Origin of the sequence: Methylobacterium sp. C1, assembly GCF_001854385.1 — a bacterium.
Lineage (GTDB): Bacteria > Pseudomonadota > Alphaproteobacteria > Rhizobiales > Beijerinckiaceae > Methylobacterium > Methylobacterium radiotolerans.
The window spans coordinates 2,660,860-2,673,246 of sequence record NZ_CP017640.1 but is presented as its reverse complement, the minus strand read 5'-3'; the positions used below and the strand labels follow the sequence as shown (position 1 = coordinate 2,673,246).

Below are 12,387 nucleotides of genomic sequence, written 5' to 3'. Positions count from 1 at the left end.
AATTAAAGCGATCCATCGAATTGTCGCGCTCATCGGGCGGCCAGGTCGCCGCCGCAGGTTCGCGTCGAGGGTGTTGCGTATGGGTTGCGTCGCGGTCAGCAACGTCGTTCCGTTCCGGCGGCCGATTCCCGCCCAGGCCCCCGGCGAGCGGGAGGCGCGCAACCGTCGCCGCAGCGAGCAGCGCTCCCTGCTGGACGCGGTCTACGCCACCGGCAGCATGGTCGTCGCCGCGGAGGATCGAGGCCTCAAGCTCACCGCCTCGCGGCTGCAAGTCTACGGCTTCCTGGCGATCGAGGAGGTGGGCGAGGACGGCCGGATGCGGCGGCTCCGCCCGTCCGAGGCGATTCGCGCCCGCTCGGAGCGGCCCTGGCGCCTGTCGAAGCCCGCGAGCGGGGCCTCGGTCACCATCCCGAGCCTCGACGGCTTCCTGTTCGAGACGGCCGGCCAGCCGATCTGATCGATTCCGACCGCCGCGCGACAACCGACCGGTGCGCCGACAGGCGTGCCGGTCGTCGCGCGTCCGGGGCCCGGGCTCCGCCAGGGCACCGCCAACAGGCCCCGACGCCGGATCAGCCCCCGATGCGGCGGCGACGATTTCCCGCCGGTCGGCTTGCCATCGGCGGCCGCCCGTAGTATGCGCCCGGCCTTCGCGACATTTCCGATGGGTGCTCGCACCCCGTGAACGCGGTGACCGCGCCGGTGTCTCAAAACACCGCCAGCGCGGTCGAACACATGAGCCGGGGACGTCAGGTCCCCATCAGGCGTCGTCCGCCGGGCAATACCGTCCGTGTGCGGAAACCCGCCTGAAACAAGGAGTCACGCACGTGATCCAGATGCAGACGAATCTGGACGTTGCCGACAACTCGGGTGCACGCCGTGTGATGTGCATCAAGGTTCTCGGCGGGTCGAAGCGCAAGTATGCCGGCGTGGGCGACGTGATCGTCGTCTCCGTCAAGGAGGCGATCCCGCGCGGTCGCGTCAAGAAGGGCGACGTCATGAAGGCGGTCGTCGTCCGCACGGCCAAGGACGTGAAGCGCGCCGACGGTTCGGTGATCCGCTTCGACAAGAACGCCGCGGTCCTGATCAACAACCAGAAGGAGCCGATCGGCACCCGTATCTTCGGACCGGTGCCGCGCGAGCTCCGCGCCCGCAACCACATGAAGATCATCTCCCTGGCTCCGGAGGTGCTGTAATGGCTGCCAAGATCAAGAAGGGCGACAAGGTCGTCGTGCTCACTGGCCGCGACTCGGGACGGTCGGGCGAGGTGATCCAGGTTCTGCCGAAGGAAGGCCGGGCCTTCGTGCGCGGCATCAACCTGGTGAAGAAGCACCAGAAGCAGACCCAGAACCAGGAAGGCGGCATCATCTCCAAGGAGGCCGCCATCCAGCTCTCGAACATCGCGGTGGCGGACGCCAACGGCAAGCCGACCCGCGTGGGTTTCCGCATCCTCGAAGACGGGCGCAAGGTCCGGTTCGCCAAGACCACGGGGGATCAGATCGATGGCTGAGGCCGACAAGAACGCCTACACCCCGCGCCTGCGCAAGCACTACGACGAGGTGGTTCGCCAGAAGCTGATCGAAGAGTTCGGCTACAAGAACCCGATGGAAGTGCCGCAGATCACGAAGATCGTGATCAACATGGGCGTCGGCGAGTCCACCGCGGACTCGAAGAAGGCCTCGGTGGCGGCGGCCGATCTGGCCCTGATCGCCGGCCAGAAGCCGGTCATCACGAAGGCCCGCAAGGCCATCGCGACCTTCAAGGTCCGCGAGGGCATGCCGATCGGCTGCAAGGTGACCCTGCGCAAGCAGCGCATGTACGAGTTCATGGACCGGCTGATCACCATCGCGCTGCCGCGCGTGCGTGACTTCCGCGGCCTGAATCCGCGCTCGTTCGACGGCCGCGGCAACTACGCCCTGGGTCTCAAGGAGCACCTCGTGTTCCCGGAGATTTCCTACGACAAGGCCGAGCAGATGTGGGGCATGGACATCGTCGTGGCGACCACCGCCAAGACCGATGCCGAGGCCAAGGCGCTGCTCGCCGCCTTCAAGTTCCCGTTCCGGCAGTGAGGCCCTCGGGTCTCAGACGCGGACACCGGAGATAGACGACATGTCGAAGAAAAGCTCAGTCGAGAAGAACGAGGCCCGCAAGGCGCTGGTGAAGCGCTTCGCGGCCAAGCGGAAGGCGCTCCTGGAGATCGCCAACAACGACGCCCTCGAGATGGAGGAGCGCTTCGAGGCGCGCCTCAAGCTCGCGGAACTGCCGCGCAACTCGTCGGCCACGCGCATCCGCAACCGTTGCGGCATGACCGGCCGTCCGCGCGCCTACTACCGCAAGATGGGCATCTCGCGCGTGGCGCTGCGCGAGCTTGGCAACCGGGGCCTGATCCCCGGCCTGGTCAAGTCGAGCTGGTAAGGAGGTCCCCATGGTCAACGATCCCGTGGGCGACATGCTCACCCGCATCCGCAACGGCCAGCTGCGCCGTCGCAACGTCGTCCAGACGCCCGGCTCGCGCCTGCGCGCCAGCGTCCTCGACGTCCTGAAGGCCGAGGGCTACATCCGCGACTACGCGGCGACGGACCTCGGCAACGGCCGCACCGAGTTCGCCATCGAGCTCAAGTACTACGACGGGCGCCCGGTGATCCGCGAGATCAAGCGCGTGTCGAAGCCGGGCCGCCGGGTCTACTCGTCGGTCGGCGAGCTGCCGCACGTGGCCGACGGCCTCGGCGTCACCATCGTCTCCACCCCGCAGGGCGTCATGGCCGACCACGAGGCGCGCGAGCGCAACGTCGGCGGTGAAGTGCTCTGCACCGTGTTCTGATCGGGACGGAGGAGGTTATCCCATGTCTCGCGTAGGCAAGAAGCCGGTCCCCGTGCCGGCCGGCGTTACCGCCACGGTCACCGGTCAGACGGTGAAGATGAAGGGTTCGAAGGGCGAGCTGTCGTTCGTCGTTCCCGCCCTCGTCAACGTGGCGATGAAGGACGGCGCCATCGAGGTGCAGCCCGTCAACCAGTCTAAGCCGGCGCGCTCCCTGTGGGGCACGTCGCGGGCGCAGATCGCCAACATCGCCGAGGGCGTCTCGAAGGGCTTCGAGAAGAAGCTCGAGATCACCGGCGTCGGCTATCGCGCCGCGATGGCCGGCAAGGCGCTCAAGCTGTCGCTCGGCTACAGCCACGACATCGAGTACGCGATCCCCGCCGGGATCACGATCGCGACCCCGAAGCCCACCGAGATCACGATCTCCGGGATCAACCGCCAGCAGGTCGGTCAGGTCGCCGCCGAGATCCGCGAATATCGCGGACCCGAGCCCTACAAGGGCAAGGGCGTGAAGTACGCGGGCGAGTTCATCTTCCGCAAGGAAGGCAAGAAGAAGTAAGGAGGGCATCATGTCTCGCAAGCTCGAAGCCCTCGATCGCCGCAAGGCGCGCGTCCGCCGCGCGCTGCGGGCCGCCGCCAACGGCCGCCCGCGGCTCTCGGTGTTCCGCTCGTCGAAGCAGATCTACGTGCAGGTCATCGACGACGTCGCCGGCAAGACGCTGGCCTCGGCCTCGTCGATCGACAAGGCCCTCAAGGGCGAACTCAAGACCGGCGCCGACGTCGCCGCCGCCACCGCGGTGGGCAAGCTCGTCGCCGAGCGCGCCAAGGCCGCGGGCGTCACGAAGGTGATCTTCGACCGCTCCGGCTACATCTATCACGGCCGCGTCAAGGCCGTGGCCGAGGCCGCCCGCGAGGGTGGCCTGGAGTTCTGAGTCACGACGGCGGGCCGGGCGGATCCTCTTCGCCCGGCAGATCCGAAACCCGATCGAGCGAGCGGCCCCGCCGGCCGCGTCAGTGAGATGGATAGGTAGACAACATGGCACGTGAACGTGAAGGCGGGGGCCGCGGCCGCCGCGAAGACCGCGAGGAGCGCGACAGCGAGTTCGTGGACAAGCTCGTCCACATCAACCGCGTCGCGAAGGTGGTGAAGGGCGGCCGGCGCTTCGGCTTCGCCGCCCTCGTCGTCGTCGGCGACCAGAAGGGCCGCGTCGGCTTCGGCCACGGCAAGGCCCGCGAGGTGCCGGAGGCGATCCGCAAGGCGACCGAGGCTGCCAAGCGCGGTCTGATCCGCGTCTCGCTCCGCGAGGGCCGGACCCTGCACCACGACGTCAACGGCCGCCACGGCGCCGGCAAGGTGATCCTCCGCGCGGCCCCGCAGGGCACCGGCATCATCGCCGGCGGCCCGATGCGCGCCGTGTTCGAGACGCTCGGCATGCAGGACGTCGTCGCCAAGTCGCTGGGGTCCTCGAACCCCTACAACCTCGTGCGCGCCACCTTCGAGGCGCTCAAGAACGAGGACAGCCCGCGCTCCGTGGCGGCCCGCCGCGGCATCAAGGTGTCGAGCCTCCAGGCCCGTCGCCGCGACGCCGACCCGGCCGACCAGTCCGAAGCCGCGGTCGCGTAAGGGGAGGGTCCGATGGCACAGAAGACTCTCCGCGTCGAGCAGATCGGCTCGCCGATCCGCCGCGAGGCCAGCCAGCGCCAGACGCTGATCGGCCTCAAGCTCAACAAGCTCCACCGCGTGTCCGAGCTGGAGGACACGCCCTCCGTGCGCGGCATGATCCGCAAGGTTGCGCACCTCGTGCGCGTCCACGGCGACGTGGCGTGAGGAGGTCCCGATGAAGCTCAACCAGATCAGCGACAATCCCGGCGCCACCAAGGACCGGATGCGCGTGGGCCGGGGCATCGGCTCCGGCAAGGGCAAGACCGCGGGTCGCGGCGTGAAGGGTCAGAAGGCCCGGACCGGCGTGGCCATCAAGGGCTTCGAGGGCGGTCAGATGCCGCTGCATCGTCGCCTGCCGAAGCGCGGCTTCAACAACCTCTACGCCCAGGACCTGAACGAGGTGAACCTCGGCCGGATCCAGGAGGCCGTCGACGCGGGCAAGCTCGACAAGGCCGCCACCGTCACGGTGGAGAGCCTGGTCGCCGCCGGCATCATCGCCCGTCCCCGCGACGGCGTGAAGCTGCTCGGTGTCGGCGAGATCACCGCGAAGCTCAGCTTCGAGGTCACCCGCGCCTCCAAGTCCGCCGTCGAGGCGGTCGAGAAGGCCGGTGGCTCGGTCAGCGTCGTCTACGCCCAGGGTGCCTCCACCCGCGGCGGCAGCGAGGCGGCCACGGCCTGACGGACGCGACGGGGCGACCGCGGGACCCGTTGCACGGGCTCCGCGCACCCTTTAAGCCGATCCTTCGAGCGGCGGCCCTGCGACCACGCGGGCCGCCGTTTTCATTTCATCCGGGCCGCTCGCCCGGCGACACTTCCAGGACGCGACGCTTATGGCCTCAGCCGCCGAGCAGCTTGCCGCCAATCTCAATTTCGGTGCGATCGCCAAGGCCGATGAGCTGAAGAAGCGCATCTGGTTCACGCTCGGCGCGCTCGTGGTGTTCCGTCTGGGCACGTACATCCCGATCCCCGGCATCGACCCGGAGCAGTTCGCCCGGAACTTCCAGCAGCAGGCGGGCGGCGTGCTGGGCCTGTTCAACATGTTCTCGGGCGGCGCCGTGGAGCGCATGGCGATCTTCGCCCTGAACATCATGCCCTACATCTCGGCCTCGATCATCGTGCAGCTCCTGACCTCGGTGATCCCGAGCCTGGAAGCGCTGAAGAAGGAGGGCGAGTCGGGCCGCAAGGTCATCAACCAGTACACCCGCTACCTGACGGTGGTGCTGGCGCTGGTTCAGTCCTGGGGCATCGCGATTGGTCTCCAGGGCTCCTCGGCCGCGATCGATCCGGGCCCGTTCTTCCTGGCCTCGACGGTGATCACGCTGACGGGCGGGACCCTGTTCCTGATGTGGCTCGGCGAGCAGATCACCTCGCGCGGCATCGGCAACGGCTCGTCGCTGATCATCTTCGCCGGCATCGTGGCCCACCTGCCGGTGGCGATCGCGGGCGCGCTCGAACTCGGCCGGACCGGCGCCCTGTCGCCGGCGATCATCCTGGGCGTGGGCGTCGCCGCCGTGGCGCTCGTCTACTTCATCGTGTTCATGGAGCGCGCCCAGCGCCGGCTGCTTATCAACTACCCGAAGCGCCAGGTCGGCAACCGCATGTACGAGGGCCAGACCTCGTTCCTGCCGCTCAAGCTCAACACCTCGGGCGTGATCCCGCCGATCTTCGCCTCGTCGCTGCTGCTGCTGCCGGCCACCGCCGCGAGCTTCTCGGCCAACGGTGGCGCCACCGGCTGGCTCGGCACGGTCACCGCCTATCTCGGCCACGGCACGCCGCTGTTCATGGTGCTCTACGCGGCGCTGATCATCTTCTTCACGTTCTTCTACACGGCGGTGGTGTTCAATCCGCAGGAGACGGCCGACAACCTGAAGAAGCATGGCGGCTTCATCCCGGGTATCCGCCCGGGTGAGCGCACCGCGGCTTTCATCGACAAGGTGCTGACCCGCATCACGGTGATCGGCGCCCTGTACCTGACCTTCGTGTGCCTCTGCCCGGAGATCCTGGCGTCCTACGCGGCGGCCAGCCTCGGCTTCGGCGGCACCTCGCTGCTGATCGTGGTCTCGGTCACGATGGACACGGTGGCGCAGATCCACGGGCACCTGATGGCCCATCAGTACGAGGGCCTCGTGAAGAAGGCCAAGCTGCGTGGCGCCTCGACCACGCAACGGCGGCGCTGAGCCTGCTACAGAGGCGGGCCGACCCCGAGGACACTCCCGCCTCTGGCCCAAAGGTCTGGATGCCTCACCGGCCCGGACCGGCTAGAAAATCCCGAACCCGGCGATGCCAGGGAGGCTTCGCCACCACGGCTTGTGCCCACTGAGAGAGTGGGCCGAACGAGGACAACGCCATGCGTATCATTCTGCTCGGGCCGCCCGGTGCGGGGAAGGGGACGCAATCCGAGCGGATCGTACAGCGCTTCGGCATCCCGCAGCTCTCCACCGGCGACATGCTCCGCGCCGCGGTGGCCGCCGGCACGCCGGTCGGCCTCGAGGCCAAGGCCGTGATGGAATCCGGCGGCCTCGTCTCCGACCGGATCGTCGTCGGCATCGTCGCCGACCGGATCGAGGAGCCGGACGCCCGCCGCGGCTTCATCCTCGACGGCTTCCCGCGCACGGTCGCGCAGGCCGAGGCGCTCGGCGAGATGCTCGCCAGCAAGGGTCTGAGCCTCTCCGCGGTCGTCGAGCTGAAGGTCGACGAGAACGCCCTGGTCGGCCGCATCGAGAAGCGCGCCGCCGAGACCCTGGCCCGCGGCCAGGCCGTGCGGAAGGACGACACGCCGGAGGTGTTCAAGCAGAGGCTTGAGGCCTACCGCGCCCAGACGGCGCCCCTCTCCGCCTACTACGCGCAGAAGGGCACGCTGGAGACCGTCGACGGCATGCAGCCGATCGACAAGGTCACCGCCGACCTGATGGCGGTGCTGGAGCCCCACGAGGAGCGCGTCGCTTCCTGAAGCGATCGCGGCGCGCTGACCGATAAGTGAAGCGCGCCCGTGAACCCGGCGCGATCGCGGAGGGTTATGGGGCGGATCCACGATCGGAAACGCCATGACCGTCCGCCTCCTCGCCACCGCCTCGCTCCTGCTCGCGGTGGCCCTCCCGCCGCTGCCGGCCTTCGCGCAGAGCCCGGCCCAGTCCTTCGTGTACGGCCAGAAGCGGTTCCGCCACGCCTGCCGGCCGCCGCTCAAGTACGCGGCGGGGACCTGCGTTCGACGCTGCCCGGCGGGCTACCAGAACATGGGCGGCTACTGCCGGCTACGGAACCAGGGCTTCCGCTGAGACGCGGTCCGCGCGCAGGGGGCGCTGTCCCGAGATCCGGCGATCGCCCCCGGCTCCGTCGTTCAGATCCGCCCCTCGCGGCGGAGGCTCCCGAAGAAGTTGACGATGTCCATCTGCAGCGACCGGTGGCCGAACAGGCGGAACGGGTAGCCTTCGGCCGTTCCGTCGCGCAGCTCGATCATCGCCGTCATCGTGTTGTAGCGGAACACCATGCGGCGACCGGCGAGGGTCGCCCAGAGCAGCGGCGGCCCGCCGTCCCCGTCCTGGAGCGCGACCGAGCCGGGCTCCGCCTCGGCGAGCACGCCGCCGATCACCGCCAGCGTCACCGGCATGACCTCTTCCAGGGTCTCTTCCGCGGCGCGCAGCACCGAATCGGCGAAGGACCGCAGGGTCGCGCCGTCGCTCGTCAGGACCGCCATCTCCGCTCCTCGATCACACATTGTGGGCGCGCACCGTGCGCTTGGGGGGACAGAACCATGGCGACCCGTCGTTGACATCGGGCCGCCCGCGCGCTAGCAGGCCCTCCTTCGTCCAACCGAACGATGGTCCGAGGTGCCCTGTCCGGGGCCGCCCGCGGGCCGCGTCGTCGTTTCACGCGCGCAGGGGCCGGCCTCCACCGGACGCGCGCGACACCGGCCCGGATCATCGGGCCCCAGATGGAGAGTGATCGTGGCCCGTATCGCAGGCGTCAACATCCCGACCAACAAGCGCGTCGTCATCGCGCTCCAGTACATCCACGGCATCGGCGCCAAGAAGGCCGAGGAGATCACCCAGAAGGTGAACATCCCCGCCGAGCGTCGCGTCAACCAGCTGACCGACGCCGAGGTTCTGCAGATCCGCGAGACGATCGACCGCGACTACCTCGTCGAGGGCGACCTGCGCCGCGAGGTCTCGATGAACATCAAGCGCCTGATGGATCTCGGCGCCTACCGCGGCCTGCGCCACCGCAAGCAGCTGCCGGTTCGCGGCCAGCGCACCCACACCAACGCCCGCACCCGCAAGGGCAAGGCGAAGCCGATCGCCGGCAAGAAGAAGTAAGTTTTGGGATCGGGAGGCTGCGCTTCGCTCGGCCTCCTTCCCGTCACGCCGGGTGTCCCGCGGGGGGCCCGGCTTTGGCACGGCGATCCTGCACGGACGCGCCGGCCAAGTCCCAAAAACAATCCCGAGCGCCTGGTGTTACGGGCGTGCCTGAAGGAAGAGTGAGACGAGAATGGCCAAGGAACCGCAACGCGTCCGCCGCCGCGAGCGCAAGAACATCGTGTCGGGCGTCGCCCACGTGAACGCCTCGTTCAACAACACGATGATCACCATCACGGACGCGCAGGGCAACACGATCTCGTGGTCGTCGGCCGGCGCGATGGGCTTCAAGGGTTCGCGCAAGTCGACCCCGTACGCCGCCCAGGTCGCCGCCGAGGATGCCGGCCGCAAGGCCGCCGAGCACGGCATGCGCACCCTCGAGGTCGAGGTGTCGGGTCCGGGTTCGGGCCGTGAGTCCGCGCTCCGCGCCCTCCAGGCGGCGGGCTTCACGGTGACCTCGATCCGCGACGTCACCTCGATCCCGCACAACGGCTGCCGGCCGCGCAAGCGCCGCCGCGTCTGATCCGAGCCTGCGAAGCCCTTTGACGGAGAAGCTCATGACGGGATCGAAGCCGCTTCCGGGCGTGCTGCGTTGGAAACTCGGCGACCTCACGGTCACCGCGCTCAACGACGGCTGGTTCCAGGCCAGCCTCGATCTCGTCACGGGCATCTCCAAGGAGGAGGCCGGGCGGCTCCAGGTGGCGGGTTTCCGCACCGAGCAGCCCAAGATCACGCTGAACGCCTTCCTGATCACGGGTCCCGGCCTCAAGCCGACCCTGATCGACACGGGCTACGGCGACCTCGCGCCGGCGCCGACCCTCGGCCGGGCCGGCGCGGCGCTCGCGGTCACCGGCGTGATGCCGGAGGAGATCGGCACGGTGCTCGTCAGCCACCTGCACCCCGACCATGTCGGCGGTCTCGTGAAGGACGGCGCGGCGCGTTACCCGAACGCCGAGATCGTGCTGCACGCCGACGAGGCGGCGCACTGGCTTCCCGACGCGGCCCTGGCCCAGGCGCCCGAGGCCGCGAAGCCCTATTTCGAGGGCGCCCGGAAGTCCCTGGCGCCCTACGCCGGCAAGGTGCGCGAGCACCGCGGCGGCGAGGTCCTCCCGGGGATCACGGCGGTCCATCTGCCCGGACACACGCCGGGCCATTGCGGTTTCCGCATCGTCTCCGGTGGACAGTCGCTGATGATGTGGACCGACGTGGTGCACCTGCCGGCGATCCAGTTCAAGAACCCGGAGGCCGGCGTCGGCTTCGACGTCGACGGCGACCAGGCCCGGGAGACGCGCAAGCGGATCCTGGACGAGGTGGCCAGCGAGCGGACGCTCATCGCCGGCGGCCACCTCGAATTCCCGGCGCTCGGCTACGTGGACCGGGACGGGGCTGGCTACAGCTTCGTGCCGGTGCTGTGGGTCGGCGGCGAGTAACGGCGGACAGACATTCAGGGACCGTTCGGGGCGCCAGGGGGCGGCACCGAGCGGCCGAAGCGCGGGGACGGGCGTCGCGGATCCCGGGCAAGGACGAGAGGTAGGATCGTGGTCATTCAGAAGAATTGGCAGGAACTGATCAAGCCGAACAAGCTGCAGGTCACGACCGGCGACGACCCCAAGCGGGTCGCCACGGTCGTCGCCGAGCCGCTCGAGCGCGGCTTCGGCACGACGCTGGGCAACGCCCTGCGCCGCGTGCTCCTGTCGTCGCTCCAGGGCGCGGCCGTGACCTCGGTGCAGATCGACGGCGTGCTGCACGAGTTCTCGTCGATCCCGGGCGTGCGCGAGGACGTCACCGACATCGTCCTCAACATCAAGACCATCGCGATCCGCTCGCAGACCGACGCGCCCAAGCGCATGACCCTGCGCAAGACCGGCCCGGGCCTCGTCACCGCCGGTGACATCGGCACGGTCGGCGACATCCAGATCCTGAACCCCGACCTCGTGATCTGCACGCTCGACGACGGCGCCGAGATCCGCATGGAGTTCACGGTCGCCACCGGCAAGGGCTACGTCCCGGCCGAGCGCAACCGCCCCGAGGACGCGCCGATCGGCCTGATCCCGGTGGATTCGCTGTTCTCGCCGGTCACCAAGGTCAGCTACCGCGTCGAGACCACCCGCGAGGGCCAGGATCTCGACAAGGACAAGCTGACCATGACGGTCGAGACCAACGGCGCGGTCTCGCCGGAGGATGCCCTGGCCTACGCCGCGCGCATCATCCAGGACCAGCTGCAGGTCTTCGTGAACTTCGAGGATCCGCGCAAGGAAGAGGCCGCGCCGCTCGCGCCGCAGCTGCCCTTCAACCCTGCGCTGCTCAAGAAGGTCGACGAGCTGGAGCTGTCGGTCCGCTCGGCGAACTGCCTGAAGAACGACAACATCGTCTACATCGGCGACCTGATCCAGAAGTCCGAGGGCGAGATGCTGCGGACCCCGAACTTCGGCCGCAAGTCGCTCAACGAGATCAAGGAAGTGCTCGCCGGCATGGGCCTGCACCTCGGTATGGACATCCCCGGCTGGCCGCCGGAGAACATCGAGGATCTCGCCAAGCGCTTCGAAGAACACTACTGAGAGGCGCAGCCGCCTCGGGCCGAACTGGGCGGCGCTAGGCGGCGCCGCTCGTAGGGCCGATCGAGACCCGGGACCTCGCCGAGCCGACGCGAAGTCCCGCAAAATCCCGCCGCGGGGTCAAGCGGAGAGCAACAGCCTCAACGGGGCACCCGGCCGTACCGTGGCACGGCGGCCGAGACCAGAAGGAAGCCAGCACCATGCGTCACGCCTATCGCGGCCGCCGTTTCAACCGCACCGCCGAGCATCGCAAGGCGATGTTCGCCAACATGTCCGCCGCGCTGATCAAGCACGAGCAGATCATCACCACCCTGCCGAAGGCGAAGGACCTGCGTCCGGTCGTCGAGAAGCTGATCACGCTGGGCCGCATCGACAGCGTGCACACCCGCCGCCTCGCCATGGCGCAGCTGCGCGACGCCGACATGGTCAAGAAGCTCTTCACCGTGCTCGGGCCGCGCTACAAGGGCCGGCCGGGCGGCTACTGCCGGATCATGAAGGCGGGCTTCCGTCAGGGCGACAACGCCCCGCTCGCGGTGATCGAGTTCGTCGACCGCGACGTCGACGCCCGTGGCAAGGATTCCGGTCCGAGCCAGGTCGCCGACGCCGCCTGATCGGCACCGGGCGTCCCGACGCTCCCGGTCCCTGAGAAGCCGTCCCGGATCCTCCGGGGCGGCTTCTCGCGTTTCGGCGCGCTCGGTCTCGCAGCCGGCGTGGAGCGATCGAGGGCGCATGAAAAAACCCGCCGGCTCGCGCCGACGGGTCTGTAGCAGGGTCCACGTCTCGGATGGTCGCGGGAGCTCGCCCTGGCGGCCCGTCTCAGACAGGCCGGGAACTCGACCGCGCCGCGCTCCGAAAACCCCTATCCCTGCCGGGACTCGTCCGGTGGACCGTCCTGGTCCAGGTCGTTGTCACGCCTGCGGCGCGGGAAGATGCCGTGATTGCTCATGGTCCACCTCCTCTTCGTAACCCGGGGGCCTGCGAGCCCCACGGAGAGAGAATGAG

20 protein-coding genes are annotated in these 12,387 nt (G+C 68.9%); 19 read left to right on the top strand and 1 reads right to left on the bottom strand.

The genetic code is table 11. The features are described 5' to 3' along the window. Positions 1–79: 79 nt before the first annotated feature. The 14 genes from BKE41_RS12330 to BKE41_RS12265 all read left to right on the top strand — a co-directional run bounded on the left by BKE41_RS12330 (position 80) and on the right by BKE41_RS12265 (position 7,753). A complete protein-coding gene (locus tag BKE41_RS12330) occupies positions 80–457 on the top strand; it encodes a hypothetical protein (protein ID WP_024830095.1) in 378 nt (125 codons plus the stop codon). Positions 458–824: 367 nt separating this feature from the next. Continuing rightward, positions 825–1,193, top strand: a complete 369-nt coding sequence (rplN, locus tag BKE41_RS12325) for a 50S ribosomal protein L14 (RefSeq protein ID WP_010686182.1) — start codon at positions 825–827, stop codon at positions 1,191–1,193. Next, the gene (rplX, locus tag BKE41_RS12320) at positions 1,193–1,507 is read left to right on the top strand and encodes a 50S ribosomal protein L24 (protein WP_012319178.1); all 315 of its coding nucleotides are present in this window, start codon (positions 1,193–1,195) and stop codon (positions 1,505–1,507) included. Before rplN ends, rplX begins: the two co-directional genes overlap by 1 nt. Next, a complete protein-coding gene (gene rplE / locus BKE41_RS12315) occupies positions 1,500–2,066 on the top strand; it encodes a 50S ribosomal protein L5 (protein WP_012319177.1) in 567 nt (188 codons plus the stop codon). The genes rplX and rplE overlap by 8 nt, the downstream gene beginning before the upstream one ends. A 40-nt stretch (positions 2,067–2,106) precedes the next feature. Next, the gene (rpsN, locus tag BKE41_RS12310; RefSeq protein ID WP_010686179.1) at positions 2,107–2,412 is read left to right on the top strand and encodes a 30S ribosomal protein S14; all 306 of its coding nucleotides are present in this window, start codon (positions 2,107–2,109) and stop codon (positions 2,410–2,412) included. 10 nt (positions 2,413–2,422) lie between these two features. Continuing rightward, complete coding sequence (gene rpsH, locus BKE41_RS12305; RefSeq protein WP_012319176.1) at positions 2,423–2,818, top strand: 30S ribosomal protein S8; 396 nt, start codon at positions 2,423–2,425, stop codon at positions 2,816–2,818. A 22-nt stretch (positions 2,819–2,840) separates the two neighbouring features. Further along, positions 2,841–3,374, top strand: coding sequence for a 50S ribosomal protein L6 (rplF, locus tag BKE41_RS12300; RefSeq protein WP_012319175.1), 534 nt, complete (start codon positions 2,841–2,843; stop codon positions 3,372–3,374). A 10-nt stretch (positions 3,375–3,384) separates the two neighbouring features. After that, the gene (gene rplR / locus BKE41_RS12295) at positions 3,385–3,747 is read left to right on the top strand and encodes a 50S ribosomal protein L18 (RefSeq protein ID WP_012319174.1); all 363 of its coding nucleotides are present in this window, start codon (positions 3,385–3,387) and stop codon (positions 3,745–3,747) included. Between the two features lie 104 nt (positions 3,748–3,851). Beyond that, positions 3,852–4,439, top strand: a complete 588-nt coding sequence (gene rpsE, locus BKE41_RS12290; protein WP_010686175.1) for a 30S ribosomal protein S5 — start codon at positions 3,852–3,854, stop codon at positions 4,437–4,439. 12 nt (positions 4,440–4,451) lie between these two features. Beyond that, positions 4,452–4,643, top strand: coding sequence for a 50S ribosomal protein L30 (gene rpmD / locus BKE41_RS12285; RefSeq protein WP_012319172.1), 192 nt, complete (start codon positions 4,452–4,454; stop codon positions 4,641–4,643). Positions 4,644–4,653: 10 nt separating this feature from the next. After that, the gene (gene rplO / locus BKE41_RS12280; RefSeq protein ID WP_070999476.1) at positions 4,654–5,157 is read left to right on the top strand and encodes a 50S ribosomal protein L15; all 504 of its coding nucleotides are present in this window, start codon (positions 4,654–4,656) and stop codon (positions 5,155–5,157) included. A gap of 151 nt (positions 5,158–5,308) precedes the next feature. Next, complete coding sequence (gene secY / locus BKE41_RS12275) at positions 5,309–6,655, top strand: preprotein translocase subunit SecY (protein WP_070999475.1); 1,347 nt, start codon at positions 5,309–5,311, stop codon at positions 6,653–6,655. 170 nt (positions 6,656–6,825) lie between these two features. Next, entirely contained in the window at positions 6,826–7,428 is a 603-nt protein-coding gene (locus BKE41_RS12270; RefSeq protein WP_012319169.1) for an adenylate kinase, read from the top strand. 94 nt (positions 7,429–7,522) lie between these two features. Next, positions 7,523–7,753 (top strand): hypothetical protein, encoded by a 231-nt coding sequence (locus BKE41_RS12265; protein WP_043073699.1) that lies wholly within the window; start codon positions 7,523–7,525, stop codon positions 7,751–7,753. A gap of 62 nt (positions 7,754–7,815) precedes the next feature. Here BKE41_RS12265 and BKE41_RS12260 read toward each other — a convergent pair whose 3' ends face one another. Then, positions 7,816–8,172: a hypothetical protein gene (locus BKE41_RS12260; protein WP_029360798.1), complete on the bottom strand. Its 357-nt coding sequence runs from the start codon at positions 8,170–8,172 to the stop codon at positions 7,816–7,818. Between the two features lie 250 nt (positions 8,173–8,422). On the opposite strand from BKE41_RS12260, the gene rpsM reads away from it, so the two are divergent. The 5 genes from rpsM (at position 8,423) to rplQ (ending at position 11,996) form a co-directional block, all read left to right on the top strand. Then, positions 8,423–8,791: a 30S ribosomal protein S13 gene (gene rpsM / locus BKE41_RS12255; protein WP_012319166.1), complete on the top strand. Its 369-nt coding sequence runs from the start codon at positions 8,423–8,425 to the stop codon at positions 8,789–8,791. A 172-nt stretch (positions 8,792–8,963) separates the two neighbouring features. Continuing rightward, entirely contained in the window at positions 8,964–9,353 is a 390-nt protein-coding gene (rpsK, locus tag BKE41_RS12250) for a 30S ribosomal protein S11 (protein ID WP_010686167.1), read from the top strand. 34 nt (positions 9,354–9,387) lie between these two features. Beyond that, complete coding sequence (locus tag BKE41_RS12245; RefSeq protein ID WP_070999473.1) at positions 9,388–10,260, top strand: MBL fold metallo-hydrolase; 873 nt, start codon at positions 9,388–9,390, stop codon at positions 10,258–10,260. A gap of 108 nt (positions 10,261–10,368) precedes the next feature. Beyond that, on the top strand, positions 10,369–11,388 hold the full coding sequence (locus BKE41_RS12240; protein WP_010686165.1) for a DNA-directed RNA polymerase subunit alpha: 1,020 nt from the start codon (positions 10,369–10,371) through the stop codon (positions 11,386–11,388). A 197-nt stretch (positions 11,389–11,585) separates the two neighbouring features. Further along, positions 11,586–11,996 carry a 50S ribosomal protein L17 gene (gene rplQ / locus BKE41_RS12235; protein WP_012319164.1) on the top strand — a complete coding sequence of 137 codons (411 nt, stop codon included), beginning with the start codon at positions 11,586–11,588 and terminating at the stop codon, positions 11,994–11,996. The last annotated feature ends 391 nt before the right edge of the window (positions 11,997–12,387 follow it).

Coding starts and splice junctions, on each gene's coding strand:
- BKE41_RS12330 (WP_024830095.1), top strand. CDS start 80: ATGGGTTGCGTCGCGGTCAGCAACGTCGTTCCGTTCCGGCGGCCGATT.
- rplX (WP_012319178.1), top strand. CDS start 1,193: ATGGCTGCCAAGATCAAGAAGGGCGACAAGGTCGTCGTGCTCACTGGC.
- rplE (WP_012319177.1), top strand. CDS start 1,500: ATGGCTGAGGCCGACAAGAACGCCTACACCCCGCGCCTGCGCAAGCAC.
- rpsN (WP_010686179.1), top strand. CDS start 2,107: ATGTCGAAGAAAAGCTCAGTCGAGAAGAACGAGGCCCGCAAGGCGCTG.
- rpsH (WP_012319176.1), top strand. CDS start 2,423: ATGGTCAACGATCCCGTGGGCGACATGCTCACCCGCATCCGCAACGGC.
- rplF (WP_012319175.1), top strand. CDS start 2,841: ATGTCTCGCGTAGGCAAGAAGCCGGTCCCCGTGCCGGCCGGCGTTACC.
- rplR (WP_012319174.1), top strand. CDS start 3,385: ATGTCTCGCAAGCTCGAAGCCCTCGATCGCCGCAAGGCGCGCGTCCGC.
- rpsE (WP_010686175.1), top strand. CDS start 3,852: ATGGCACGTGAACGTGAAGGCGGGGGCCGCGGCCGCCGCGAAGACCGC.
- rpmD (WP_012319172.1), top strand. CDS start 4,452: ATGGCACAGAAGACTCTCCGCGTCGAGCAGATCGGCTCGCCGATCCGC.
- rplO (WP_070999476.1), top strand. CDS start 4,654: ATGAAGCTCAACCAGATCAGCGACAATCCCGGCGCCACCAAGGACCGG.
- secY (WP_070999475.1), top strand. CDS start 5,309: ATGGCCTCAGCCGCCGAGCAGCTTGCCGCCAATCTCAATTTCGGTGCG.
- BKE41_RS12270 (WP_012319169.1), top strand. CDS start 6,826: ATGCGTATCATTCTGCTCGGGCCGCCCGGTGCGGGGAAGGGGACGCAA.
- BKE41_RS12265 (WP_043073699.1), top strand. CDS start 7,523: ATGACCGTCCGCCTCCTCGCCACCGCCTCGCTCCTGCTCGCGGTGGCC.
- BKE41_RS12260 (WP_029360798.1), bottom strand. CDS start 8,172: ATGGCGGTCCTGACGAGCGACGGCGCGACCCTGCGGTCCTTCGCCGAT.
- rpsK (WP_010686167.1), top strand. CDS start 8,964: ATGGCCAAGGAACCGCAACGCGTCCGCCGCCGCGAGCGCAAGAACATC.
- BKE41_RS12245 (WP_070999473.1), top strand. CDS start 9,388: ATGACGGGATCGAAGCCGCTTCCGGGCGTGCTGCGTTGGAAACTCGGC.
- rplQ (WP_012319164.1), top strand. CDS start 11,586: ATGCGTCACGCCTATCGCGGCCGCCGTTTCAACCGCACCGCCGAGCAT.